Source organism: Anoxybacillus pushchinoensis (genome assembly GCF_900111795.1).
GTDB lineage: Bacteria > Bacillota > Bacilli > Bacillales > Anoxybacillaceae > Anoxybacillus > Anoxybacillus pushchinoensis.
Map to the genome: position 1 here is coordinate 1 of NZ_FOJQ01000014.1, position 25,073 is coordinate 25,073.

Annotated in this window: 25 protein-coding genes, 3 pseudogenes and 1 riboswitch; of the genes and pseudogenes, 20 read left to right on the forward strand and 8 right to left on the reverse strand. The window is 40.1% G+C overall.

The genetic code is table 11. The features are described from left to right. From BM213_RS05665 to BM213_RS05690, 6 genes are all read left to right on the forward strand, one after another. Window positions 1-744, forward strand: a 744-nt coding sequence (locus tag BM213_RS05665; RefSeq protein ID WP_143091177.1) for an RNA-guided endonuclease TnpB family protein, incomplete at its 5' end; no start/stop codon positions are given. A gap of 190 nt (window positions 745-934) precedes the next feature. Then, on the forward strand, window positions 935-1,399 hold the full coding sequence (locus tag BM213_RS05670; protein WP_091701835.1) for an NUDIX hydrolase: 465 nt from the start codon (window positions 935-937) through the stop codon (window positions 1,397-1,399). 144 nt (window positions 1,400-1,543) lie between these two features. Next, window positions 1,544-1,972, forward strand: a complete 429-nt coding sequence (locus BM213_RS05675) for an NUDIX domain-containing protein (protein ID WP_091701837.1) — start codon at window positions 1,544-1,546, stop codon at window positions 1,970-1,972. 130 nt (window positions 1,973-2,102) lie between these two features. Beyond that, window positions 2,103-3,227 (forward strand): conserved virulence factor C family protein, encoded by a 1,125-nt coding sequence (locus tag BM213_RS05680; protein WP_091701839.1) that lies wholly within the window; start codon window positions 2,103-2,105, stop codon window positions 3,225-3,227. A gap of 32 nt (window positions 3,228-3,259) precedes the next feature. Further along, on the forward strand, window positions 3,260-3,685 hold the full coding sequence (locus tag BM213_RS05685) for an NUDIX domain-containing protein (protein WP_091701841.1): 426 nt from the start codon (window positions 3,260-3,262) through the stop codon (window positions 3,683-3,685). A gap of 127 nt (window positions 3,686-3,812) precedes the next feature. Then, on the forward strand, window positions 3,813-4,520 hold the full coding sequence (locus BM213_RS05690) for a DsbA family oxidoreductase (protein ID WP_091701844.1): 708 nt from the start codon (window positions 3,813-3,815) through the stop codon (window positions 4,518-4,520). A gap of 54 nt (window positions 4,521-4,574) precedes the next feature. Here the strand turns inward: BM213_RS05690 and BM213_RS05695 are convergent, their stop codons facing one another. Next, entirely contained in the window at window positions 4,575-5,147 is a 573-nt protein-coding gene (locus BM213_RS05695) for a Uma2 family endonuclease (protein WP_091701847.1), read from the reverse strand. Between the two features lie 161 nt (window positions 5,148-5,308). Here BM213_RS05695 and BM213_RS05700 point away from each other — a divergent pair, with 161 nt between their 5' ends. From BM213_RS05700 to BM213_RS05710, 3 genes are all read left to right on the forward strand, one after another. Next, the gene (locus BM213_RS05700; RefSeq protein WP_091701849.1) at window positions 5,309-6,088 is read left to right on the forward strand and encodes a GNAT family N-acetyltransferase; all 780 of its coding nucleotides are present in this window, start codon (window positions 5,309-5,311) and stop codon (window positions 6,086-6,088) included. A gap of 73 nt (window positions 6,089-6,161) precedes the next feature. Next, window positions 6,162-6,590: a thiol-disulfide oxidoreductase DCC family protein gene (locus tag BM213_RS05705; protein WP_077428220.1), complete on the forward strand. Its 429-nt coding sequence runs from the start codon at window positions 6,162-6,164 to the stop codon at window positions 6,588-6,590. 27 nt (window positions 6,591-6,617) lie between these two features. Beyond that, a complete protein-coding gene (locus BM213_RS05710) occupies window positions 6,618-7,601 on the forward strand; it encodes a TlpA family protein disulfide reductase (protein ID WP_091701852.1) in 984 nt (327 codons plus the stop codon). 24 nt (window positions 7,602-7,625) lie between these two features. Here the strand turns inward: BM213_RS05710 and BM213_RS05715 are convergent, their stop codons facing one another. Both BM213_RS05715 and BM213_RS05720 read right to left on the reverse strand, forming a co-directional pair. After that, window positions 7,626-8,012, reverse strand: coding sequence for a hypothetical protein (locus BM213_RS05715; RefSeq protein ID WP_091701854.1), 387 nt, complete (start codon window positions 8,010-8,012; stop codon window positions 7,626-7,628). Next, window positions 8,009-8,983 carry a ParA family protein gene (locus BM213_RS05720; RefSeq protein WP_091701857.1) on the reverse strand — a complete coding sequence of 325 codons (975 nt, stop codon included), beginning with the start codon at window positions 8,981-8,983 and terminating at the stop codon, window positions 8,009-8,011. The genes BM213_RS05715 and BM213_RS05720 overlap by 4 nt, the downstream gene beginning before the upstream one ends. A 156-nt stretch (window positions 8,984-9,139) precedes the next feature. Between BM213_RS05720 and BM213_RS05725 the strand changes: the two are divergent. After that, a pseudogene (locus tag BM213_RS05725) lies at window positions 9,140-9,382 on the forward strand (iron chaperone); the annotation flags it as partial. Here BM213_RS05725 and BM213_RS14460 read toward each other — a convergent pair. The 3 genes and pseudogenes from BM213_RS14460 to thiC all read right to left on the reverse strand — a co-directional run. Beyond that, window positions 9,381-9,512, reverse strand: a pseudogene (locus BM213_RS14460) (aldehyde dehydrogenase family protein); the annotation flags it as partial. The pseudogenes BM213_RS05725 and BM213_RS14460 sit on opposite strands and share 2 nt — an antisense overlap. A gap of 605 nt (window positions 9,513-10,117) precedes the next feature. Beyond that, window positions 10,118-11,581, reverse strand: coding sequence for a potassium/proton antiporter (locus BM213_RS05735; RefSeq protein ID WP_081253642.1), 1,464 nt, complete (start codon window positions 11,579-11,581; stop codon window positions 10,118-10,120). Window positions 11,582-11,693: 112 nt separating this feature from the next. Further along, window positions 11,694-13,382 carry a phosphomethylpyrimidine synthase ThiC gene (gene thiC, locus BM213_RS05740; RefSeq protein WP_091701862.1) on the reverse strand — a complete coding sequence of 563 codons (1,689 nt, stop codon included), beginning with the start codon at window positions 13,380-13,382 and terminating at the stop codon, window positions 11,694-11,696. 107 nt (window positions 13,383-13,489) lie between these two features. After that, window positions 13,490-13,604: riboswitch (TPP riboswitch) on the reverse strand. A 197-nt stretch (window positions 13,605-13,801) separates the two neighbouring features. On the opposite strand from thiC, the pseudogene BM213_RS15295 reads away from it, so the two are divergent. Both BM213_RS15295 and BM213_RS14465 read left to right on the forward strand, forming a co-directional pair. Further along, a pseudogene (locus BM213_RS15295) lies at window positions 13,802-14,226 on the forward strand (PH domain-containing protein). A 63-nt stretch (window positions 14,227-14,289) separates the two neighbouring features. Then, on the forward strand, window positions 14,290-14,448 hold the full coding sequence (locus BM213_RS14465) for a PH domain-containing protein (RefSeq protein WP_279625317.1): 159 nt from the start codon (window positions 14,290-14,292) through the stop codon (window positions 14,446-14,448). A gap of 54 nt (window positions 14,449-14,502) precedes the next feature. Here BM213_RS14465 and BM213_RS05750 read toward each other — a convergent pair whose 3' ends face one another. After that, the gene (locus tag BM213_RS05750) at window positions 14,503-15,213 is read right to left on the reverse strand and encodes an NAD-dependent deacylase (protein ID WP_091701865.1); all 711 of its coding nucleotides are present in this window, start codon (window positions 15,211-15,213) and stop codon (window positions 14,503-14,505) included. A gap of 205 nt (window positions 15,214-15,418) precedes the next feature. On the opposite strand from BM213_RS05750, the gene BM213_RS05755 reads away from it, so the two are divergent. Beyond that, a complete protein-coding gene (locus BM213_RS05755) occupies window positions 15,419-15,598 on the forward strand; it encodes a small acid-soluble spore protein H (RefSeq protein ID WP_003397457.1) in 180 nt (59 codons plus the stop codon). Window positions 15,599-15,636: 38 nt separating this feature from the next. Here BM213_RS05755 and BM213_RS05760 read toward each other — a convergent pair whose 3' ends face one another. Beyond that, window positions 15,637-16,518, reverse strand: coding sequence for a LysR family transcriptional regulator (locus tag BM213_RS05760; protein WP_003397454.1), 882 nt, complete (start codon window positions 16,516-16,518; stop codon window positions 15,637-15,639). A gap of 136 nt (window positions 16,519-16,654) precedes the next feature. Here BM213_RS05760 and BM213_RS05765 point away from each other — a divergent pair, with 136 nt between their 5' ends. The 7 genes from BM213_RS05765 to BM213_RS05795 all read left to right on the forward strand — a co-directional run bounded on the left by BM213_RS05765 (window position 16,655) and on the right by BM213_RS05795 (window position 25,065). After that, window positions 16,655-18,436 (forward strand): assimilatory sulfite reductase (NADPH) flavoprotein subunit, encoded by a 1,782-nt coding sequence (locus BM213_RS05765; protein WP_091701868.1) that lies wholly within the window; start codon window positions 16,655-16,657, stop codon window positions 18,434-18,436. An 11-nt stretch (window positions 18,437-18,447) separates the two neighbouring features. Then, the gene (gene cysI / locus BM213_RS05770) at window positions 18,448-20,163 is read left to right on the forward strand and encodes an assimilatory sulfite reductase (NADPH) hemoprotein subunit (RefSeq protein WP_091701869.1); all 1,716 of its coding nucleotides are present in this window, start codon (window positions 18,448-18,450) and stop codon (window positions 20,161-20,163) included. 225 nt (window positions 20,164-20,388) lie between these two features. Next, window positions 20,389-20,952: a glycerol-3-phosphate responsive antiterminator gene (locus tag BM213_RS05775; protein ID WP_021094813.1), complete on the forward strand. Its 564-nt coding sequence runs from the start codon at window positions 20,389-20,391 to the stop codon at window positions 20,950-20,952. Beyond that, window positions 20,952-22,052 (forward strand): ABC transporter ATP-binding protein, encoded by a 1,101-nt coding sequence (locus tag BM213_RS05780; RefSeq protein ID WP_091701870.1) that lies wholly within the window; start codon window positions 20,952-20,954, stop codon window positions 22,050-22,052. The genes BM213_RS05775 and BM213_RS05780 overlap by 1 nt, the downstream gene beginning before the upstream one ends. Beyond that, on the forward strand, window positions 22,024-22,902 hold the full coding sequence (locus BM213_RS05785) for a carbohydrate ABC transporter permease (protein WP_091701873.1): 879 nt from the start codon (window positions 22,024-22,026) through the stop codon (window positions 22,900-22,902). Before BM213_RS05780 ends, BM213_RS05785 begins: the two co-directional genes overlap by 29 nt. Before the next feature lie 56 nt (window positions 22,903-22,958). Next, window positions 22,959-23,714: a carbohydrate ABC transporter permease gene (locus BM213_RS05790; RefSeq protein WP_051157477.1), complete on the forward strand. Its 756-nt coding sequence runs from the start codon at window positions 22,959-22,961 to the stop codon at window positions 23,712-23,714. A 19-nt stretch (window positions 23,715-23,733) separates the two neighbouring features. Then, a complete protein-coding gene (locus BM213_RS05795) occupies window positions 23,734-25,065 on the forward strand; it encodes an ABC transporter substrate-binding protein (protein WP_021094817.1) in 1,332 nt (443 codons plus the stop codon). Window positions 25,066-25,073: the final 8 nt, after the last annotated feature.

Consider the following 25,073-nt stretch of genomic DNA (forward strand, 5'->3'; position numbering starts at 1 on the left):
AGGTTCTTTGAGATTCAGTACAAATATGAAATGCCTGAAGATCAAAGAGAATTAAATGACCAAAAAGCACTGGCGATTGATTTAGGATTAAATAATCTTGCCACTTGTGTCACATCAGACGGCAAATCGTTCATCATTGACGGGCGGAGATTAAAAAGTATTAATCAATGGTTTAACAAAGAAAATGCCAGACTTCAAAGCATTAAAGATAAGCAAAAAATCAAAGGTACAACTCGTAAACAAGCTTTGCTTGCTATGAATCGCAATAATAAAGTGAATGATTATACCAACAAGACTTGCCGTTACATCATAAACTACTGCATTGAAAATCAAATTGGCAAACTTGTCATTGGCTATGCTGAAACATTGCAGCGCAATATCAATCTAGGAAAAAAGACAAATCAAAACTTTGTCAATATTCCTCTCGGTAACATAAAAGAAAAACTAGAATATCTTTGTGAATTTTACGGCATTGAATTCTTGAAACAGGAAGAATCATATACGTCTCAAGCCAGCTTTTTTGACGGCGATGAGATTCCTGAATATAATGCCGACAATCCAAAAGAATATAGGTTCAGCGGCAAACGTATTAAGCGAGGTTTGTATCGAACAAAGTCCGGCAAACTAATCAATGCTGATGTAAATGGCGCATTAAACATCTTAAAGAAAAGTAAAGCTGTAGACCTGAGTGTCTTATGCTCTAGCGGCGAAGTGGACACGCCTCAAAGAATAAGGATTGTTTAAAGCAGTCAAACTTCTTTGGAAGCCCCCACTTCAAATTTTCGCTAGAAAATTAAGTGGGGGTAGTTCACGGGTTAAGAAAATGGGATCATGACATGGCCATTGTAGCGCAATGTCAATATATTGCATCGTGCGAAAAAATTCAGTGAGATACATTTACTCTAAAATCAACTTACTGAAGGATGAGAAGAACATGAGGATTGTACCAAAGCACATAGTGGCTGTCTCTGGTTATATTGTAAATGACCATGGGGAAGTATTGCTTGTCAAAACACATTACCGTTCCGATACATGGGAACTTCCTGGTGGACAAGTCGAAGAAGGAGAGTCTTTGCATCATGCACTAGTAAGGGAAGTACATGAAGAAACAGGATTGAAAATAGTACCACTAGGAGTAACAGGAGTATATTACAATGCTACGGACCATATATTAGTTGTTGTATTTCGTGCGAAGTATGAAGAAGGTGATTTGAACATTCAGACCCAGGAAATAAAGGAAGCAAATTTTTTTCTGCTAACTAGTAAAAACATTTCAAAATATATAACGAGACCGCATATCGCTTCACGAGTACAGGATGCGATGAAATGTAATTGTTTAGTACCGTATGAAGCATGGGAAGTGTCACCGTGTCGAACGCTAGGAAGGGTGGGCGTATAACCGAACCTGTTTATCACGCCTATTTTCAAGATCATGATCCGAAATCACTTGAACGGTTAGGTGAAACAGAACAGTTAGAGTTGTTTTGAGTATAGGGAAAAAAGAGTCATTGTCTTTGATTTTCAATAATGTGGAGGAAAATGTATGTATCCGAATTATCGAATTTCTGTTGAAGTGATTGTATGGCACGATGGGAAAGTTCTTTTAACAAAACGAGCAGAACATTGTAAGGTAGCTCCGAATGTATGGAACGTTCCGGCTGGAAAAATTAAGTACGAGGAAATTCCTGTCCAAGGTTTGTTCCGAGAAGCAAAGGAAGAAATTAATTTGGATGTACAATTGCTAGAGGAGTTATTTGTTCGCAATTTAAAAAGCAAAAGTGGTGACGAAGATATATATCGGGTTGTTTTCACGTATCTTGTCAAACCAAAAAATGATGATATTTCTTCACTTACACTAAACGACGAACATTCTGAATTTGCTTGGATAACGAAAGAAGATCTCAACGATTCTAAGTATGAAACGCTTCATGACGACATACGACACATTTTGTTGACAAAAGTGTTTGTGTAAGACGATGTGAAACCATCTCTGCAATTTATGGAGGTGGTATTTTTTATTGAGCGAAACTTTTGCTTTTCTTTGTTTCTTCCTTTTTAATGAAGTTACGAGGTATTTTTTGTAGAGGATAGGAGAGAAAGAAATGAAAATTCAATCGATTGAACCAACGCCAAGTCCAAATACAATGAAAGTGTTGCTTGATGAAGAGCTTCCATTTGGCACAAGTTATAACTATAAACCTGCGCAAGCTGCGCATGCGCCTGCCATTATCCAGCAATTGCTGCAAATTGAAGGCGTGAAAGGCATTTATCATGTCGCTGATTTTTTAGCGATCGAACGGCATGCGAAATATGACTGGAAACCGATTTTAACGAAGGTGCGTGAAGTATTTGGCGAGCAGGTGGAGGAACTCCAAGATAATGAGCCCGTACGCAACGATCATTTTGGCGAAGTGAAAGTGTATGTGCAAATGTTGTATGGCTTGCCGATGCAAGTGAAGTTAACGGACGGTCACGAAGAGAGACGTGTTGGCTTGCCAAAGCCGTTTGTCGATGCGGTGCTAGAAGCGCAAAAACATGCGGGGAATATCGTCATAGAGCGAAAATGGGTCGAAAAGGGCGTGCGGTACGGAACGTTTGAAGAAATCGGCGCTGATATTGTTGAGGAATTGTCTGCCGCTTATCCACCCGAACGGCTTGAACGGCTCGTGCACATGTTTAAACAAGGCGAACAGGCAAAAACACAAAAACGAACAAGCATTCAAGTAACAGAACAAATGCTAGAGAACCCAGACTGGACGAAACGATATGCGGCGTTGGAACAAATGATAGAGCCGAAGGAAACCGATTTGCCTGTATTGGCAAAGGCGTTAAAAGACGAAAAAGTCGCCATTCGTCGCTTAGCGACTGCGTATTTAGGAATGATTGGTGGCAAAAGCGTGCTTCCGTATTTATATGAGGCACTAAAAGACCCAGCCGTTTCTGTGCGCCGTACCGCTGGTGACTGTTTGTCTGACATTGGTGACGTGGAAGCCATTCCTGTCATGGTTGAAGCGCTAAACGACGCAAGCAAGCTCGTTCGCTGGCGTGCCGCGATGTTTTTATACGAAAATGGTGATGAATCCGTCTTGCCTGCATTAAAAGCGGCCGAAAACGACCCGGAATTTGAGGTAAGCATGCAAGTAAAAATGGCGATTGAACGCATCGAAGGCGGCGAAGAAGCGAAAGGATCCGTTTGGAAACAAATGACGGAGAGTAGAAAAAGATAAATATCGTTATTTTAGTGGAGAGGAAAATTTTAATGCGAATACGCAAATGCGCTAGGGCAGTAATCACCAATGAATATCATGAAATTCTTCTTCAAAAATTTGAATTTACGGATGTCATAGGAAATGTCGTGTTATGGGTAACTCCCGGAGGTGGCATCAAGGGAAAGGAAACCCCAATCGAAGCTTTGAAAAGAGAACTACGTGAAGAGCTTGGAATTGTTGTTGATATTCGTGACGAACCACTATTTGAAATCGATGTATTCATTGAAGGAAAAAGCGATTCTTTTATAAGCCGGGAGATTTATTATAAGATAACGATTCAATCCGACACGATGTCATCGATTGAAAATATGACTGAAAAAGAGAAAGATACGTTTATTGATTTAAAGTGGTGGAGTAAGGAAGAGTTGAAGAAAATAAAAAACTTTGCGCCACATGAAATATTGAACTATTTTTAGAAGGTAAATACATTTAGATGTGATGCTTGTCACACTTTAAGCAGATGATTTGAAGTGAGAAAGATATGTTCGTTACAATAAGGAAGAAAATTTCCTCCGATCTGGAGGACAAAACTGAGGTGTCACAATGAAAATTGAAGTATGGTCCGATTTTGTTTGTCCGTTTTGTTATATCGGCAAGCGGCGGTTAGAAGAGGCGCTTGCGTCTTTTCCGCATCGGGAGAATGTCAAGGTCGTCTTCCGTAGTTTTGAACTTGATCCGCATGCAAAAAAAGAAACACCATTTAGCATTCACGAAATGATTGCGCAAAAATACGGCATTTCCGTAGAAGAAGCGAAGCGGGCAAACGCCGATATTGGCAAGCAAGCGGAGGCGCTTGGTCTTACGTTCCGTTTTGAGACGATGAAACCGACCAATACGTTTGATGCCCACCGTCTCGCGCAATATGCGAAAGAAAAAGGGAAGCTTGATGAAGTAGTGGAGCGGCTGTTTTACGCCTATTTTACCGAATCGAAGCGAATTAGCGACCGCAACGTGCTACTGGAGCTTGCTGAAGCAGCAGGGCTTGACCGGAAGGAGACGGAAGCGGTGCTTGATAGCGAACGTTATGCCGAACACGTGCGAAACGAAGAAGCGATAGCGGCTCAACTCGGCGTCCGGGGCGTTCCGTTTTTCGTCTTGAATCAAAAATACGCCATTTCCGGTGCCCAGCCTGTCGAAGTATTCAGGCAGGCGCTAGAGAAAGTATGGGCAGAAGAACAGCAGTCCTCATCGCTACAATTGCTTGCGGAAAAAGGAAAAACGTGCACGGACGAAAATTGCGCTATCGACTAAATTTAAGCAAACGAAAAGCCGGCTAGGGAACCCCGAACCCTGACCGGCTTTATCTTATTCCACATCATCCATATGCAAGATGGAATTAAGCGAAATTGCTAAATCTGGATACAAAAAAGACGTTAACACATCTTTCGGGCCGAATACTGCGCGTTTTTGAAACCGCCCGTCTTCTAAGCCGATGACTTCAATCGTCCGATTGCTTGGGTCGACCATCCAATACTCTTTCACGCCGTTTGTTTCATATAAATAATATTTTTGGTTTCGATCTTTAATTCCTGTGCTAGCGGATAACACTTCGATCACGAGATCAGGTGCGCCTTGTACTCGGTTTTTCTTCAGTTGATTTACGTTGCAAATGACGAATAAGTCTGGCTGTACAACGGTTTGCGCTTCTTCTTCATTGTTATCTGTATCGAATTGCACGTCAAATGGGGACAAGATGAGGCGGCATCCACGTGCTTTGAAGTAAGGAGCTAAGGCGAGATGCAGTTCGCCGACGACATATTGATGAATATACGAAGGCGATGCAAGCAAATAAGGAACACCGTCAATTAGCTCCCAATTTCCTTCCCATTGCTGAATATCTTTATATGAATACATACGACCGTGTTGTGCTTTTTCCATCTCTCCCACATCCTTTTTTCTACATTATATCATAATGAGAAAGTACTTTTGACATACGACGAAACCGACACTTCATTTGTTTTGTCTGGACAAATTTCGACAAAATTTTGTCTTCATATTTGCTATAGTAGAATTAATATTGATCGTAAAGGGAGATGGACATGATTCGTAAGTTGAATAGCGCAGATCATCATGTTGTGTTTTCTTTTTTAAGGCAGGAGCCTTCATTGAATCTTTTTATTATCGGTGATATTGAAGCGTTTGGATATGAGCAAGAGTTTCAAGAGTTGTGGGGCGACTTTGATGAGAATGGCAAGTTGCGAGCTGTATTGTTGCGATTTTATGATTCGTATATTCCATATGCTTCGGGGGAGTTTGATATAGAAGGATTTGCGAAAATTATGAGACATGCTGCTCAGCCTGTTCGACTCTCAGGCAAAACCGAGCTTGTCGCAAAATTTGAACCTCTCTTATCACTTGGAAAAAAGCGTGTCACGTATTTTTGTGAATGTAACGAAATCACATTTCCAGGAGCGGAAAACCGATATGAAATAAAACAAGCAACGATTGATGATGTCGATCGAATACTTGAATTGCGCAATCGTATTGCCGAATTTTCGGTGTCCCCTTCATCGCGAGATATGCTTGTCAAATCGTTAGAAACAAATACAGGGCGCGTGTACTATATCGAGGAAGCTGGTCGCATGGTGTCGTCTGTTGCGACAACTGCAGAAAATACGCTATCTGCGATGGTTGTCGGCGTTTGCACAGATCCGAATTATCGGCAAAAAGGGTATGCAAGCGAAATTATGAAACGAGTTATCGAAGATTACGTTCGCGCTGGAAAAACGTTATGTTTATTTTATGACAATCCGAATGCGGGACGCATTTATAAAAGACTTGGTTTTTATGATATCGGGATGTGGACGATGTATGGATAATTTCTAGCTATGATATGAAAAGCGTGAAGTTGCCGAGCTTCACGTTTTTCTTTTGTTGCATAGGTGAGCTATAATGGAGAGGTTAGATGAACGGAAGGGGAAGGATTGGTCGGTCATGCACATCATATTATTTGATGGCATTTGTCATTTTTGTAGTGCAACGGTTCGTTTTATTATTGAAAGAGACGAAAAAGCTTATTTTTATTTTGCTTCGTTGCAAAGTGAAGCAGGGCAAGCGTTGTTGAAAAAATATCATATTCCCCAACAACTCGATAGTTTTATATTAATCGATGAATGTACATACTATGTTAAATCTACTGCAGCGTTACGCGTATGCAAACATTTGCGAGGGTTTTGGAAGTACTTATATTGGCTTATTCTTATCCCTTCTCCTATTCGCGATCGAGTATATGATTGGATCGCGAAAAATAGGTATCGTTGGTTCGGAAAGAAGGATTGCTGCTTTGTTCCGACAGAGGATATAAAGAAGCGCTTTTTATAAGGAGATGTTGTCAGCAAAGGAGGAAAAATGATTCAAGGAGAAAGTTTGTTGCTTGTAGCAAGTTTGGTTATGACATATTTATTTTTTTATTATGGTGTGTTCGTTTTAAAAGCGGAACGACGCATGATGGATGTTATTTTTAACAGTTTCATATATGGCTTAGTCATATGGAAATTGAGTTACGGTATTGTACATCCAAACATGGTGCTGGAAAATCCGTTAACGCTTCTTTATTTTAACGGTGGCGTTGTTGGACTTGTTTTAGCGGCTGTGTTTATTGTTTTTTATACATATTGGCATTTGAAAAAAGAGCATATTTCGTTCGACACTTATATACGTGTAGCTACCCCGATATATTTTGGATATTGGATTGTATTTCTCTTATGGAAGGGAAGTGGATTTCCAGAAGATCGCTTTATTTGGCTACAAGCTGTCGTCGCTGTTGTTTTCTTTATCGTTTCTTCACGTATGAAAACGACGAGAAAGTTATGGCAATTGTTTATTTCGTTCCATATTCTCGTCTTCATCTTCTCATCAATATCGGATATGACAAAAGAAGCAACTTCACAGCAAGCGATTTCGAACATTGGAATTGATGTAGGAGAAATTGCCCCTGATTTCGAGTTAATGACATTAAAGGGTAAGAAAATGAAGCTGTCTCAATTTCGCGGGAAGAAAGTGATTTTAAACTTTTGGGCATCATGGTGTCCTCCATGCCGTGCGGAAATGCCAGAGATGCAACGATTTTATGAACAGTATGGACAACATGTCGCGATTGTAGCGGTCAATTTGACGAATAAAGAAAAAAATCATCAGGCTGTCGAGACGTTTATTAACGAAAAAGGAGTATCATTCGATATTATGCTTGATGAGCAAGGGACGGTTAGTAAAAAATATGAAGTGATCACCATTCCGACTTCGTATATCATTGATGAACAAGGAGTCATTCGTAGCAAACATGTCGGTCCACTTTCATATGATATGATGAAACGAACCGTTTTGTCGGAATGAGGTCGCATGTTGAGCGAACAGCTATTATATCTGTTCGCTCATTTGTTTTTGCGATTTTCTATTTGCCATTTGGGCATATAGTTCAGGAAAGCTGCAATGGGATGCAATTGACTCAATTAATATTTGTTTTGTGTCTCTCTTTTGTAATTTCATATTCATTTGTAATCCGATCTGAAGTAGTTGTTCTTTTTTGAAAGACATTAAAAACGTTGTTGCCTCTTCTTTGTTCATGTTTTTCATTTGTTTTATGACGTTTGCATAGTCCGTTACGTTTGTGGTTTGCTTTTTTCGTGTTTGATTTTGCAACTTTGCAGAAAGATCATCGAGCATTTCTTCGACTGTACAATGCTCATAATGTTTTAAAAGAACGAGTATTTTTTCTAACATATGCGTTAATGTGTTTACGTTCATACAACAATTCCCCCACCAATTCGGTTTAAAAATTCGAGCGTCATTTTCTTCACACATTCACTTTGTTTCCCTTGATGGTTTTCAACAGCAAACACAGGATAACTGAGCATGGATGCGCGCGTGATGGCGTCACCATATGGTAAATAGCTGTTAAATATCATGTCAGACGAAAGCGTACGTTTTAATGTAGTGATCATATTTTCCTGTGTTTGTTTTGGTTGATTTCCGTATTCGCGAATGAAATTGAGGACGATTCCGATCAGTTTTGTATGGCTATATTCTTTTGAACTCGACTGAAATCTTTCGTTTAACTCATCCACTTTATTTTTAATGGCTGAGATACCGTATGAAGAAAGACGATCAGGAATCGCGGGAATTAAATAGTAATCGCTTGCGTACAGGGCGTTTTGCGTAATGTAATTTAAATTCGGTGGACAATCGATAAAAATAAAATCATATTCATGTTTTATCGTGTTTAAAATATGGTGTAGCATTTGAAATTTATAAATGTCCGAACCAAATAAATGTTCTTTGAAATATGGCCTTGAGTAAACGGCAATATCCATGTCTGTATGGATAAGTTCAGCGTGTGCTGGAAGCAAATCAATATGTTCATACACTTTCTCATTTTTACTTCGCACGCACGCTTTTAAAATAAAGTCGTCCACATCTACTTGTGGATGCTCATTTTTCAAGTAATGTTCGATTAAATCTTTCAATGTGCCGATCGGAGGTGTTTTATGATAGGCTAATTGTTCAAACCGTTCGGGTGTTAAACATGAAATAGAGAGGTTACATTGTGCGTCTGCATCTACTAACAACACTTTTGGTTGAGCATGTTCAAAACCAAACAGTTCTAATTCGTCGGATGATAAATGTTGTAGTCCTGTCGCTAAATGATGAGTGACGGTCGTCTTTCCCACCCCGCCTTTCCAGTTGATAATACTAACGACTTTCGCCTGTTGCTCCATGATGATCGCCTCCTGTTGCATATGGACGATTCATGTGTATGAGAAAAAGTGCAAAGTTATGACGAATTATTTGCGTAATATTAGGATGATGGACATATTGTTTTGTGTCATAATGTTGATAGCAGAAGATGAGAGATGTAGCGAGGAGGAACACTTATGGAAGTTTTTGAACAATATTTAGCAAAGATTGATCATGTCGACCATCGCAACCGAGTAGAGGAAATTTTACGGTGGGTTTGTGATACGTTCCCACAGTTACAACCGCAAATCAAATGGAATACACCTATGTTTACCGATCACGGGACATTTATCATCGGCTTTTCTACAGCCAAACACCATGTGAGTGTGTCACCTGAAGAAGCACGCATGGCTCATTTTGCTGATGGGATTGCCCAAGCCCAGTAACAGGTGAAATGTTTTCAAAATATTCCCCATCTATTGGCGGGACCCATTCCCCACCGATGAAATTTTCATATCTCTTTTTGAATGTAATGAGTGAACCAGGTTGTCCCGGCTGGGCGTAAATCATGTAAATTCCTCCTTTTGTATCCGTTTTCAAATAAAAATAAGTGACCAAGTCTGATATAAAAATATGTGTCGATTTGGTGAAATATGATATGTTTGTTGGGGAAACGTTAGAGAAGTCTCATCTGATGTTATTTTATTGGGAATAAATATATTTGGAATGATGGAGGTAGAGAAAGGGAGGAACACTTTGTTCACCTCCCAAAACGGATCCAATATTCGTCTTCTTGTGATGCAACAGTACAAACAAACGAGCAACTTTTATTGCTCTTGTTCAGTTTCCGGGATAAAATGGTTATCGTTTCGTGATGCCACAAGATGAAGCAGGAGTCGAGTTTGTTGTTGATGCGAGGAACCATCGTTATCCTTTTAACCGAATTGTTGGATATCATCAAATAGTACACGTTTAAGTGTTAGTATTGATGTTTTTTGTATTGGGTAGAGCCAGCCCCTATCTTTTCAGTGTACTGGGTTCCTCAGAAGCAGAAAATCACGAATGTCTTTGGGGATATTGTCTAGGCAACATATAGGGATCTTTCAGTAGAAATAATTGAAAAAGGCATTGAAGAGGAAAGCAAGAGCAGGGGGAATGTCCTGCTCTTGTCTTTATTAGAATGACGTATCTTCGGTAATTGAAAATATTTTATAAATCTCTGATCTTCTTCCTTTTTCGATTAATATATAAACAACATCATTTTCGTGTAATCTCACGTTTCCTTTCGGGGTAATAATTTTATCATTACGAATAATAGCCGTAATTAAGCAATCCTTTGGCAATGGAAGTTGACTAATCGTCATATTTAGTAAATGTGACTGCTTATTACTGATATGGACTTCAACAATTTCCTTATTTGCTTTCGTCGTTGACATCAGTTCGATGGAGTGAGCCACTTCCCTCTTTTCTCCGAGTAGCAGTCCTAAATGCTTGGCTAAAAAAGAAGTTGTTGATCCTTGAATAAGGGCGGAAATGAGCACAATAAAGAAAACAATATTAAAAATGAGCTGACTATTTTCAATGTTCGAGGTAAGTGGGTAAGTTGCCAAGACGATCGGAACAGCACCTTTTAGCCCAGCCCAAGAAAGGAATAGCTTTTCCTTAATAGAGAAATTCATGTTTATTGTACTTATCATGACGCTGATCGGCCTTGCCACAACAATAAGTAGGATAGCTAGGGCGACACCTTCCCATGCTACTTTTACTAGTTCATTTGGAAAAACGAGTAGTCCGAGTAAAATGAACATAAATATTTGCATCATCCATGCTAGCCCTTCGTTAAAACGAAAAATAGAATGGCGATAAACGATTTGTGCATTGCCGACAAAAACGCCCATAATATATACCGAAAGAAACCCACTACCTTTTAGCAGGGCTGCTATACTATAAGAGAGTATCGCAAATGATAAAGATAGAGTGGGGTATAATCCCGAGGAATCAAGATTTATTTTATTCAAACACCACACAGTTAATTTTCCTAATCCAAGCCCAACAAGAATACCGATAACGATCTGCCAAATAAAGCTGAGAAAGGTGTGGGAAATAGTTAGTTCTGGCTGTTGGATAAATGTAATCAAGGAGAGGGTTAAAATAACGGCCATCGGATCGTTCATCCCCGACTCAGCTTCTAGTGTTGCTGAGAGACGGCGTTTTACATTGACGCTTCCTAGCGTAGCAAATATTGCTGCAGCGTCAGTCGAAGAAACGATAGCGCCTAATAGAAATCCCTCGGCCCATGAGACGTGTAAAATGTATTTGGCAAATATGCCTACGCAAATGGCAGTAATTAGCACTCCAAACGTTGCAAGGGAGGAAGCGGGAACTAAAACTTTTTTTAATGTATTCCACTTTGTGTTCATCCCACCTTCAAACAAAATAATGATTAACGCAAAAATGCCAACAATCTGGGTGAGAAAAGCGTTATCATAATATATAAATTTGGATAAAATCATTCCGACGAGTATGTAAAATACAAGTGATGGCACGCCTAGCCAAGAAGAAAACTTCGTTGTTAATACACCGATGATTAGAAGTAATCCTAACAAAAAAATGATGAAATCTGTGAGCAAGCAAGTCACCTCTTTCCATACTTTCTACTTAAAGTTACGACTTAAATTTAAGCTATAGTAAGTGGAATGTCAATGAATATGACTTAAATAACATTTTTTGTAAAAAAGTACAAGCTGAGCGCTATCTCTCAGCTTGCATGATGTTTGTATATTCAACAAATTGTTTTGCCTTTTCTTTCATTCCTTCGCTTTGTAGTGTTTTTTGTAATTCATGAGAAATATTCATTGAACAAAATTTCGGACCGCACATCGAACAAAAATGAGCAAGCTTTGCTCCTTCGGCCGGTAGCGTTTCATCGTGATATTCACGTGCGCGCTCAGGATCTAGTGACAAGTTGAATTGATCTTGCCAACGGAACTCAAATCTCGCCTTTGATAATGCATCATCACGCGTTTGTGCGCCAGGGTGTCCTTTTGCTAAGTCAGCAGCGTGGGCAGCAATTTTGTAGGCGATGACTCCTTGGCGGACGTCTTCTTTATTCGGTAGGCCAAGATGTTCTTTTGGTGTCACATAGCAAAGCATGGCCGTACCGTGCCAGCCGATAAGCGCTGCACCGATAGCTGAGGTGATATGGTCGTAACCTGGTGCAATGTCGGTAGTGATAGGGCCTAGCGTATAAAAAGGTGCCCCATGACAAATTTCAATTTGTTTATCAACATTTTCTTTAATTTTATGCATTGGAATATGCCCTGGACCTTCGATCATCACTTGGACATCATGTTCCCAAGCGATTTTTGTCAACTCTCCAAGTGTTTGTAACTCGGCGAATTGCGCCTCATCGTTTGCGTCTGCAATTGAGCCTGGACGTAATCCATCCCCAAGTGAAATAGCAATATCGTAAGTTTTTAAAATTTCGCAAATTTCTTCGAAGTGGGTGTATAAAAAGTTTTCTTCATGGTGTGCTAAACACCATTGTGCCATAATTGAACCACCCCGAGAGACAATACCAGTTGTTCGGTTGACTGTTAGTGGGATATAGCGAAGTAAGACACCCGCATGAATAGTAAAATAGTCTACGCCTTGCTCGGCTTGTTCAATTAATGTTTCTCGATAAATGTCCCATGATAAGTTTTCGACAATGCCGTTCACTTTCTCTAACGCCTGGTAAATAGGTACAGTTCCAATCGGCACAGGGGAGTTTCGAATAATATATTCTCTTGTCTCGTGTATATGTTTTCCTGTCGATAAGTCCATGACTGTATCGGCACCCCAACGAACAGCCCAAAGCATTTTTTCAACTTCTTCTTCTAAGGAAGATGTGACAGCTGAATTTCCGATATTTGCGTTAATTTTCACATGGAATTTACTTCCTATAATCATTGGTTCACTTTCAGGGTGGTTAATATTAGCTGGGATAATTGCTCTTCCTGCTGCCACTTCCTGTCGAACAAACTCTGGATCCATCTGTTCGCGAATAGCAACAAACTCCATTTCAGGTGTAATGATTCCACGTTTTGCATAGTGCATTTGGGTCACAACTTTCCCTTTTTTCGCACGAAAACGTCTAGGTGAAAAAGGAATGTTTGTTCTCACTAATGAAGGGTTATATTCTTCTACATCGCCACGCTCCGTTATCCATTTTTCTCTTAGTTTTGGCAATCCTTTATCAATATTCGGCGTGAAAAGTGGGTCGGTGTATGGTCCACTCGTGTCATAGACTCGAATAGGATCATTTTCTAGCATCGTTGTACCTGTTTTGGTTGGAGAAAGTTGAATTTCTCGCATTGGCACACGAACATCTTCACGCGTTCCGAGCACATACACTTTTTTACTCGAGGGAAATGGCATTGATGAAAATAAGTCTTTCATTTTTAATCGCTCCTTTTCATTTTTTAGTTGGAGCAACGCCAATACGTAAAAAGATCAGGCTCCATAACGAGAACCTGATCTTGTCCGCAAATAGCACAAGTAAAGAACACTCGTGCCATCTACTTCCCTACGCTGGCATCACCCAGATCAGGTTCAAAGGGTCAAAGAACTTTTACGCGTTCCTCTCTCAGTCCAAGCTATTGGACTCCCCTAGTAGATGAGAAATTATGAACTTTAAAAATAGTCTAACATATGATAAAAATGTTGTAAAGTTATAAATGAAAAACTTGTTAAAATGGGGGCATAGTGGACGTACGAACCGATGATTTCGGGATGGAGTTCGTATGTTAGAAGTGCAGTGATAGAAGCATGAAAAAGGGGAGTGTAAGAAAACGGGGAATGTTCTATCGAAACGTGCTGTGTCTATATGGCGCATATATGGAGCTATTCGTTTCATTATTTTTTCCTTTTGTACGTAATTGTTAGTTTTTTCGTTTCAACATGGGTCGTTTTGATGTTTGTCTGTTTGTCGATTGTAGATGGCATGTTATTCGTTTTCTTCGTTCCACGCTGGAAATGGGAACGTTGGCGGTATATGATTACGCGATCAGGAAATCGAGCTTGAGCATGGGGTGTGGATTCGTAAGCGTACGCTTATTCCGCTTCGCTGCGTGCAACATGTTGATGTAAAGCAAGGTCCATTAGCAAGAAAGTATAAACTTGCTTCGCTTTATATTTATACAGCAGCAATGGCACATGAAATTCCGTTCCTTGATGAACAAGAAGCAGAGAAGTTGCGTTACACATTTCTTCTTTAGTAAAGGAAGATGAACATGATGAATGAAGCGAGAAACGGTTACATCCGATTGCGATTGTTATTTACATAACCAAGCGGTTAAAGCATCGTATTCAATCGTTAACAATCTCTCAATCTCGTATGCAACAACGACTCGGATTATGTACCGTACACGCAACGGTCATGCCAGGTATATGCAAAAAAGTCGTTGATGTGGACGAACATGAGGCACAAGCAATATACGAATCGTTTTTGGGAAATAAGGTATGAAAAAGAAATATTTCAAGTGTCCCAAAAGAGCACGCTTTTGGGACACAGTTATTTTTAAAGTAATTCGTCAATTTCCTGCAGCATTTCCCCAATTTTACGGTCATGTATGAGTAAATCTGCCCAATCATCTAATGGAGTCGGTTCCATATTTACGATCACGAGTTTTGCACCTCCTCGTTTAGCGGCGACAGGAAGTTCGTTAGCTGGCGATACTTGTAAAGAAGAGCCGAGTACAATCCATAAATCTGCTCGTTCGGCTGCTGTCCATGCTTGTTCAAACGCATCATACGGCAACGATTCGCCAAATAAAACGACGGAAGGACGCAAAAAGCCACCGCATGTGCACGTAAACTGTTCCTCTACATACCGTTTTGCGTCGTATGTTTGCCTGCAACGCGAGCAATGAACCGTTCGCAATGTTCCATGTAATTCAATGACATTTGTACTGCCTGCTTGTTGGTGAAAGCTGTCAACATTTTGTGTGATAATTTGATGAATAAGCCCTCGTGTTTGCCAATTTGCTAAAATTGTATGTCCAATATGTGGTTGGCATTCAAGAAGTGTGCGAATACGATATTGATAAAATGCGATAAACTCGTCTCGATTATGTTGCATAGCATACGTACTTGCCAATTGTTGTGGATTTTTCGTGCGCCAAAGTCCTGATTTTGTCGAACGAAAATCGGGAAGCCCGCTTTCTGTAGACATTCCTGCTCCAGTAAATACGACTGTATACGAAGACTCTTTCAACCATCTTTCTAGCATTATCTCCCTCCCCTATAGATCAACAATTACTTCTATGTTAGCCCTGTTCTTCCTTTATTTTCACATATGTTTATGAGAAAAAAGGACTTTCGATTCATGTGTATAAAAAATAAGAGCAGCATACCAACCTTGTGGGTGCTCTTTTTTTGTATATTTTTAACGTGAAGCGTAGATGATAATAATCATTTGAAGGGAGGGAAACAACATGAACGTAACACGTGCGCAACAAATTGCTCAATCGCCCGATATGAAAAATGTAACGTATAATGGAAAATCGGTATATATCGAACATGTCGATGCGCAAACGGAAACGGCAACAATCCATTTTTTAGACAATCCGGAAAATCAACAGCGTGTTCCAGTGTCACAGCTAGCAGAGCATTAAGACGAAAAGGGTGTAACAGAGCAGGATAGCCGTGCTCGTTACATCTTTTTTCGTTCGAGAAAATCAATAAATAAATGAACGATTTTTTTGCTTTTCATTGTCGGTGCATAAAGATAAGAAAACGTTCGGTAAAAAGGGGGGTGCTTTAAACAGACGATCGATAAGTGACCTTGTTTTAATTCGCGCTCAATTACATGGCGTGAAAGAAAGGCTAACCCGTTTCCGCGCATTAACGTTTCTTTAATTCCTTGATTGCTGCTGATGATCATGAGCGATTTAATTTTTAATCCATTTGAACGAATAAAATGGTTAAAGTATTCACGTGTGCCAGAGCCTAATTCACGCGTAATCCATATTTGATTTTGTAGATCGCTTATACATACTTCTTGTTTGTGAACGAGCGGGTGATCGTTTGAAGCCACGATGACAAGCTCATCTTGCATGAATGGATAAACAGCCAATTCTTTTTCGTTCGTTTGCCCTTCAATTAAGCCAATATCGGTTTCATATGAACGGACAAGCTCGACGATCTCCTTCGTGTTGCCAATCATCACTTCGAAGTGTAGTTCTGGATAATCGTCTTGTAAAGAAAGTAAAAAAGAAGGAAGCACATATTCCCCGATCGTAAAACTAGCCCCGATTTTCAACGTTCCTTTCACACAATCGTGGTATTCTAAAATATCTTGTTTTGTTTGTTCGTACAAGGCAATCATTTTTTTAGCTCGATCGTAAAGTAATTCGCCAGTCGCTGTCACTTGTAGTTTTTTTGGCGAACGAATAAATAGTTTCGTTTGAAATTCTTTTTCTAAATTTTTAATGTGCAAACTGACGCTCGGTTGGGATAGATGGAGAATTTCCGCAGTTTTTGTGAAGTTTTTCACCTCTACTAAAGTCATAAATGTTTTTAATTCGTCGTACACAGCTATCGCCCCTTAATCATTAAAAAAATAAATAGTTCTGATAATTTATATTTATTTTACTAATTTTATTTTTTGCGGTAAAGTCAAATAAAACATACTTGATTTATAGGAATAGTAGAAAAACGAGAGGTGAAAGATGTTGCCGTTTCAAGTGACGAATAGCCCATTTAACGAACAACAAGTTGACTTGCTCAACCGACTTTGGCCGACATTAACGCCAGCGCAAAAGCTTTGGTTAAGCGGATATTTAGCTGCTACCGAATTTGCGAGCACAGCGGTACAGCAAGAAGCCCACGTATCGAAAGAAATAACGATCCTTTACGGCTCACAAACAGGAAATGCACAAAAATTGGCGGAAAAAACTGGAGAAGTACTCAAAAGCCATGGGTTTCATGTTCATGTTTTATCGATGCTTGATTTCAAACCAAACGACTTAAAAAAAATCGACACGTTGCTTGTTGTCGTTAGCACGTATGGTGAGGGGGAACCGCCAGATAATGCTTTATCATTTTACGAATTTCTCCATAGCAAGCGCGCACCAAAACTTAACCATCTGCGCTTCTCGGTATTGGCGCTTGGCGATACGTCGTATGAACATTTTTGTAAAACAGGAAAAGACTTCGATCAACGGCTAAAAGAACTCGGAGGAGAGCGGTTATACGAACGCGTTGATTGTGATGTCGATTATGAGGAAGCAGCGGCGAAGTGGCTTGATGGGGTGCTTAGTGAGTTGAATAAGCAAGGTGGGGGTTCCGTCACCGTCCTTCCCCAGCAGTCGCAAGTGAAACCTGTTTCTAACTACTCGCGCAAGCATCCGTTTCAAGCGGAAGTATTAGAAAATATCAATTTAAATGGACGCGGCTCGAACAAAGAAACACGCCATATTGAATTATCGCTCGAAGGTTCAGGATTGGTATTTGAACCAGGCGATGCGCTTGGTGTTTTCCCGAAAAACGATCCAGAACTTGTAGATCTCATTATTCAAGAAATGAAATGGAATCCAGACACACCGGTTTCTGTTGAAGGAAAAGAAGAACCGTTACGCGAAGTGCTGCTTTCCCGATTAGAAATTACGGTGTTAACCGAGCAATTATTGCAATCGCTTGTTTCGTTTTCACGCCATCCAGATTTTCATGTGCTCCTTTCTTCTGAGCAAGAAGTGAAAAGAAAGGAATATATGAAAGGGCGTGATGTGCTCGATGTTCTTCGCGATTTCGGTCCGTGGGATATGTCGCCAGATCAGTTTGTTTCTTCTTTACGTAAGTTGCAGCCGCGCTTTTATTCGATTGCAAGCAGCTTGCTTGCTTATCCTGATGAAGTGCATATCACCGTCGGTGCAGTGCGTTACGAAGCGCACGGACGTTTACGTAAAGGTGTTTGTTCGACGTTTTGTGCGGAACGTTTACACGTTGGTGATCAACTTCCGGTGTTCGTTCATCAAAATCCGAATTTTAAGCTCCCAAAAGACACAAATACGCCAATCATCATGGTGGGACCAGGTACGGGTGTTGCGCCGTTTCGCAGTTTCTTGCAAGAGCGCGAGGCAATAGGGGCGAAAGGGAAGTCGTGGCTATTTTTTGGCGATCAACATTTTGTGACGGATTTTCTCTATCAAACAGAGTGGCAAGCGTGGTTGAAAAATGGTGTGTTGACAAAAATGGATGTTGCGTTTTCACGTGATACAGATCAAAAAGTGTACGTGCAGCATCGCATGCTAGAACGAAGCAAGGAGCTGTTCCGCTGGCTTGAAGATGGAGCTGTCGTTTACGTTTGTGGTGATAAGCAGCATATGGCGCGCGATGTACATCAAACGCTTATTCATGTGATTGAAAAAGAAGGAAACATGACAAGCGAACAAGCAGAAGCGTATATAGCTGAGATGCAAAAACAAAAACGATATCAGCGCGATGTATATTAGGGGGGATATGAATGGAAAAGTTTGTATTAACACCACCAGATGGACCACCGAGCGATGTTGAGCGCATTAAACGGGAGAGCAACTATTTGCGTGGCACGTTAAAAGAAACGATGGAAGATCGCATTACTGCCGGTATTCCAGAAGATGATAACCGGTTAATGAAATTTCATGGCAGTTATTTACAAGATGATCGTGATTTAAGAGCAGAGCGGCAAAAACAGAAGTTAGAGCCTGCATACCAATTTATGATTCGCGTTCGCACGCCGGGTGGAGTAGCAACACCAGAACAGTGGCTTGTGATGGATGAACTAGCAAGAAAATACGCCAACGGGACATTAAAGCTTACAACACGGCAAGCGTTTCAGTTTCATGGCGTATTGAAATGGAATATGAAAAAAACGCTCCAAGCGATTAATGATGCGCTATTGACAACGTTAGCGGCATGTGGTGACGTGAACCGGAATGTTATGTGCAATCCGAATCCGTATCAGTCAGAAGTACATGTGGAAGTGTACGAATGGGCGAAAAGATTAAGTGACCATTTATTACCACAAACAAGGGCATATTACGAAATTTGGCTCGATGAAGAAAAGGTGGCAGGAACGCCGGAAGTCGAGCAAGAACCAATTTACGGGGCGCTTTATTTACCTCGAAAATTTAAAATTGGTATCGCTGTACCACCATCTAATGACGTCGATGTATTTTCGCAAGACCTCGGTTTGATCGCTATCGTTGAACAAGGAAAGCTTGTTGGTTTTAATGTGGCAATCGGTGGTGGAATGGGCATGACCCATGGCGACCGTACGACATATCCGCAATTAGCGAAAGTGATCGGCTTTTGTAAACCAGAACAAGTTATTGATGTCGCCGAAAAAGTTGTCACGATTCAGCGTGACTATGGGAATCGTTCTGTGCGCAAACATGCTCGATTTAAGTACACGATCGATCGCCTCGGCCTAGAAGCAGTGAAGGCTGAGCTAGAGAACCGCCTTGGATGGAAGCTAGAGGAAGCGCGCCCATATCATTTCGAGCATAACGGTGATCGTTACGGTTGGGTAGAAGGTGTAAACGGAACGTGGCATTTCACGTTATTTGTCGAGGGTGGTCGCGTGAAAGATACGGATGATTATTTGTTAATGACAGGATTACGGGAAATTGCGAAAGTGCATGTTGGGGACTTTCGATTAACTGCTAACCAAAATTTAGTCATTGCCAACGTGCCAAGCGAGAAAAAAGAAGAAGTTGACGCGCTCATCAAGCAATACAAATTGACAGATGGCAAACATTATAGTGCGCTTCGCCGCAATTCATTGGCTTGTGTTGCGCTACCGACATGTGGGTTAGCGATGGCGGAAGCGGAACGTTATTTGCCAAAGCTACTTGATCAAATTGAAGAAATTGTTGAAGAAAACGGCCTTCGCGATGAGGAAATAACGATTCGCATGACCGGCTGCCCGAACGGCTGTGCACGTCATGTGCTTGGGGAAATTGCATTTATCGGTAAATCGATCGGCAAATATAATATGTATCTCGGGGCTGCATTTGATGGCAGCCGTCTCGGTAAATTGTATCGAGAAAATATCGGAGAAAAAGAAATTTTATCCGAACTTCGTACGCTCTTTTCTCGGTATGCGAAAGAACGCCTCCCTGGCGAACGTTTTGGCGACTTCGTTATTCGTGCGGGCATTGTGAAAGAAACGACAGATGGAATGAACTTTCATGACTAAACAAATCGGCTTCCTGTTTGGGAGCCGATTTTTAATTTTACTGAAACATAAATTAACAAAATATTTAAACAAATATGATATTCAATTAACAAAAGAGAGTTAAAATGAAAAGCAAGAAAAGTGAATACAGAAAAGGTAGAGAAAAGGAGAAACCATAACAACAGCGTAGGGGTCATTCTGCCGTTGTTTTCGGTTTCTCTTTTGTTTATGTGAGGGGGAAGAAGCATGTTTCTACAAGAAAAATTTATTGCAACTATTAAGCATCCAAAGCATATGGAATATTTCCTGAAAACGAGATGGAAAACAGCATTTTTACAAACAGGAACGATTAGTGTCATAAAACGATATGTTGATTTGTTGAAAGAGAACGATCGTTATGTGTTCATACATGTTGAAAAGATCCCTGGTATTACTTGTGATAAAGAGGGGTTGCAATTTTTAGCAAAATTTATCCGGCCACACGGAATTGTCACGACAAAAAGTTCACTTATTCATTTAGCAAAAAAAGAAAAGTTGTGGGCGATCCAACGATTGTTTTTAGTAGATACGGATGCAATGATGAACGGTTTGCATTCAATTCAGCAAGTGGCTCCGGATGCGTTGGAGGTTATGCCCGGCATTGTACCAGAGATGATTGAGCATTTAGTCAAAAAGACGAATATCCCAATTATTACAGGTGGATTAATTCGAAATAAAAACCAAATATTACAATCTATACAAAAAGGAGCACAAGCTGTATCAAGTGGTAACCCAGAGATATGGAAATTAGTTGAGGAAGAAGGGATATAATGATTGAATTAATAAATGTTCGTAAATCGTATGATGGGAAAACATTTGTCATTGATGACATAAGCATACAAATTCGAGAAGGAGAATTTTTTGTGCTTGTTGGACCTTCAGGTTGCGGTAAAAGTACATTACTTCGAATGATTGCTGGATTAGAAACAATTACAGAAGGACAATTAAAAATAGCTGGGAAGGAAATGAATTTTGCTCATCCAAGTGAGAGACATTTGTCAATGGTGTTTCAAAATTATGCTTTATATCCTCATTTAACAGTTGAAGAGAATATTGCACTAGGTTTGTACGGGAAGAAAATGTTGAAAAAAGAGAAAAGAAAAAAATGTTTGGAAGTATCGGAAATGCTCGGTTTAACAGAGTACATGAAAAAGAAGCCGCGCCATCTTTCAGGGGGACAAAGGCAGCGAGTAGCTTTAGCGCGTGCCATTGTTGCAGAAACTCCGATTTGCTTAATGGATGAACCGTTATCGAATTTAGATGCTAAATTGCGTTCACATATGCGTACATATATTCGTCAATTGCAACGGCAATTAGGTATGACAATGATTTATGTTACACATGATCAAGTAGAAGCTATGACAATGTCTGATCGAATGATGGTGTTGTGTGACGGACGAATTCAGCAGGTGGGAGAGCCTCTGCAAGTGTACAACAGTCCTAGCAATGTGTTTGTTGCATCGTTCATAGGGTCTCCCCCGATGAATATGGCAAAAGTACAGCGACTTTACGACTCTTTTTTACTGCAACACGAATGGATTGTGAAAATTGCTGGCGATGCACATGTTCCAAATGAATGCGTCACAATTGGTGTTCGACCGGAGCACATTAGATTGGCTCATTCGCACGAACCTCATGTTTTGTTAGAAGTCATCCATGTCGAAAGATTAGGTACGGAAACACTTGTCACATTAAGATTGACTGAACATGATCAATGGATTGCACGCTGGCATGGACAATATCAGATCGAAGTAGGACAGCAAGTGCGAATTGCTATTGATGACGAACGTATCATATTCTTTGACGACAAAGGAAGAAGAGTGAAAAGGGAGGGAGATTCTTATGCCGCATACGGTGAAACGAGTTATTGAAGGGGGGATGTATATTCTTCCTTCCTTGCTACTATTCTCGATTTTTGTATTTTATCCAATGATTCGCACACTTTATTTGAGTATGCATATGACAGATTTTCAAGGGAATCCAACGACTTATGTCGGATTTGAGCACTTCGTTTACTTATTTGAAGATCGCAATTTTAAAGAAAGTATGAAAGCGACATTTTTGTTTGTGATATATACCGTACCACCAACTGTCATCATTTCTTTATGTTTGGCTCTTTTGGCGAATGAGAAATTACGAGGAATACAATTATTTCGTACATTTTTTTCATCAACGTTAGGGATGAGTGTGGCAGCTTCTTCTGTTATTTGGATGTTTATGTATAACCCTGCTGTCGGAGTAATCAACAAGATTTTAATCGCGCTCGGTGGAGAAGAACGGCAATGGCTACTCAATCCAGATACAGCTTTAGCGGCGGTTGCCGCAGCTACAGTTTGGATGAATATTGGATTTGCTTTTTTAATCTTGTTGGGTGGGTTACAAAATATTGATTCCACATTGTATGAAAGTGCAGAAATTATAGGGATGAGTCGTTTGTATCAACTATGGCGAATTACTTTGCCGCTGTTGTCCCCCACTTTGTTTTTCGTTATAACTGTTTCGCTCATTCACGCTTTTCAAACGTTCGGACAAATTGACATATTGACGAAAGGGGGACCAATGAACACAACGACAGTTCTTGTATACTCTATCTACCGCGAAGCATTCGTTAATTACAACTTCGGATTTGCGAGCGCTCAGGCAATTGTTCTGTTTTTCATCGTTTTAATTGTGACTATTGTACAATTTACTTTTGCTGAAAGGAAGGTGCATTATCAGTGAGCCTTCTAATAAAAAAAATTAGTCTATATGCAATATTGGTTATTTGTACCATCATCATGATGTTTCCAATTGGATATGCATTTTTAATTAGTTTTTTAAGCGGTGCGGAGTTATTACAGGGGAAATGGTGGCCAACAACTTGGTCAATTAAAAATTATGTTATAGCTTTTGAAAAAGTTCCTCTTGGTCGTTATTTATGGAACAGCTTTGTTGTTTCTTTCATCGTTATGGTTGGGCAGCTAGTTGTCTCTAGTTTGGCAGCATTTGCATTTGTATTTCTTCGTTTCCCTGGGAGAGATCTTTTGTTTTTCCTAACCATTTTAACAATGCTGATTCCTTGGGAAGCGACGGTCATTCCAAATTATTTGACCGTTCAATCTTTTGGATGGACAAATAACTATCTTGGTTTGACAATTCCTTTTTTTGCATCAGCATTCGGTATTTTTTTACTCCGTCAACACTTTAAGACGATTCCGTTTGAATTGTATGAATCAGCACAAGTGTCAGGAATGAAACATTTTCGCTTTTTTTGGTATGTTGTTTTACCGCTGTCGAAGACGAGTTTAGCGACTTTAGGAGTTTACAGCTTCTTAACGACATGGAACATGTACTTATGGCCACTTCTTGTGACGAATGATGAGAGTGTGCGTACCGTTCAAATTGGTTTAAAGCAAATGCAAACTCAAGAAATGGCTACTGAATGGGGGGTGGTGATGGCTGCAGTTATGATTATCATTTTGCCAACATTAATTTTGATATTTATCGGACAAAAGCAACTACAAAAAGGTTTAATGCAAGGAGCAATCAAATAATGAATAGGGGGAAAACAGAGTGAAAAAGTGGATATCTACTTTGCTTATTGCATCAACTTTAGTTGGATGTAACAGCGGAAGTGACGAAACGGTATCAAAAACAAATGATCAAAAAGATGAAGAACAACAAGTCCAAAAAACAGAAGTTGTATTTTGGCATGCGATGAGTGGGGACTTGGAAAAGGCGTTAAATGAAATAGTTGCTGATTTCAATGCTTCACAATCAACAATTGAAGTAAAGCCTGTATTTCAAGGGACGTATGAAGAAGCGTTAACTAAGTTCAATGCGGTAGCAGGAACAAAAGACTCTCCGACTTTAATGCAAACATTTGAGATCGGAACAAAGTACATGATTGAAAGCGGAAAAATCGAGCCTGTTCAAAAGTTTATTGATGAAGAAGGATATGACGTATCACAATGGGAAAAAAACATTGTAAACTACTATACAGTAAATGGAACGATCTATTCTATGCCATTTAACTCGTCGACTCCAGTACTCATTTACAATAAAGATGCTTTTAAAGAGGCAGGTTTGGATCCTGAAAAACCACCAATGACATATAGTGAGTTGAAGGCGGCCGCAAAACAGTTAACGAAAGACGGCAAATACGGATTTTCGATTTTAAATTACGGTTGGTTTTTTGAACAGATGCTAGCTGTTCAAGGTGGCCTTTATGTGAATGAGGAAAATGGTCGAAAAGGTGAGGCAACAGAAGTAGCTTTTAACGGAAAGGAAGGGCTACGTGTATTTGAATTAATCTATGATATGTATAACGAGGGTACTTTTTATAATGTAGGTCAAAATTGGGATGACATGCGTGCAGCGTTTCAATCAGGGAAAATGGCTATGTATCTAGATTCATCAGCTGGGGTACGGACGATTGTGGATAGTGCGCCGTTTCAAGTAGGAGTGTCCTATTTACCGATTCCAGATGACGTGGAGCGGCAAGGTGTCATTATCGGAGGAGCTTCATTGTGGTTGATGAAAGATGTAGACGAGGAGAAGAAAAAAGCAGCGTGGGAGTTCATGAAATATGTGACAACACCAGAGGTGCAAGCGAAGTGGCATGTAAATACGGGTTATTTTGCGGTTAATCCATCTGCATATGATTTACCAATTGTGAAAGAGCAGTGGGAGAAATATCCTCAGTTGATGGTGACGGTAAATCAATTAAAAGAAACAAAAGCAACACCAGCTACTCAAGGGGCATTAATTTCTATCTTTCCACAAGCTCGCCAAAAAATTGTAAGTGCAATGGAAAGTCTATATCAAGGTGTCGAGCCAAAGGAAGCACTTGAACGAGCGGCAAATGAAATTAACCGGGAGCTAGAAATGGCGAAAAAAAGATAAGAGGGGTG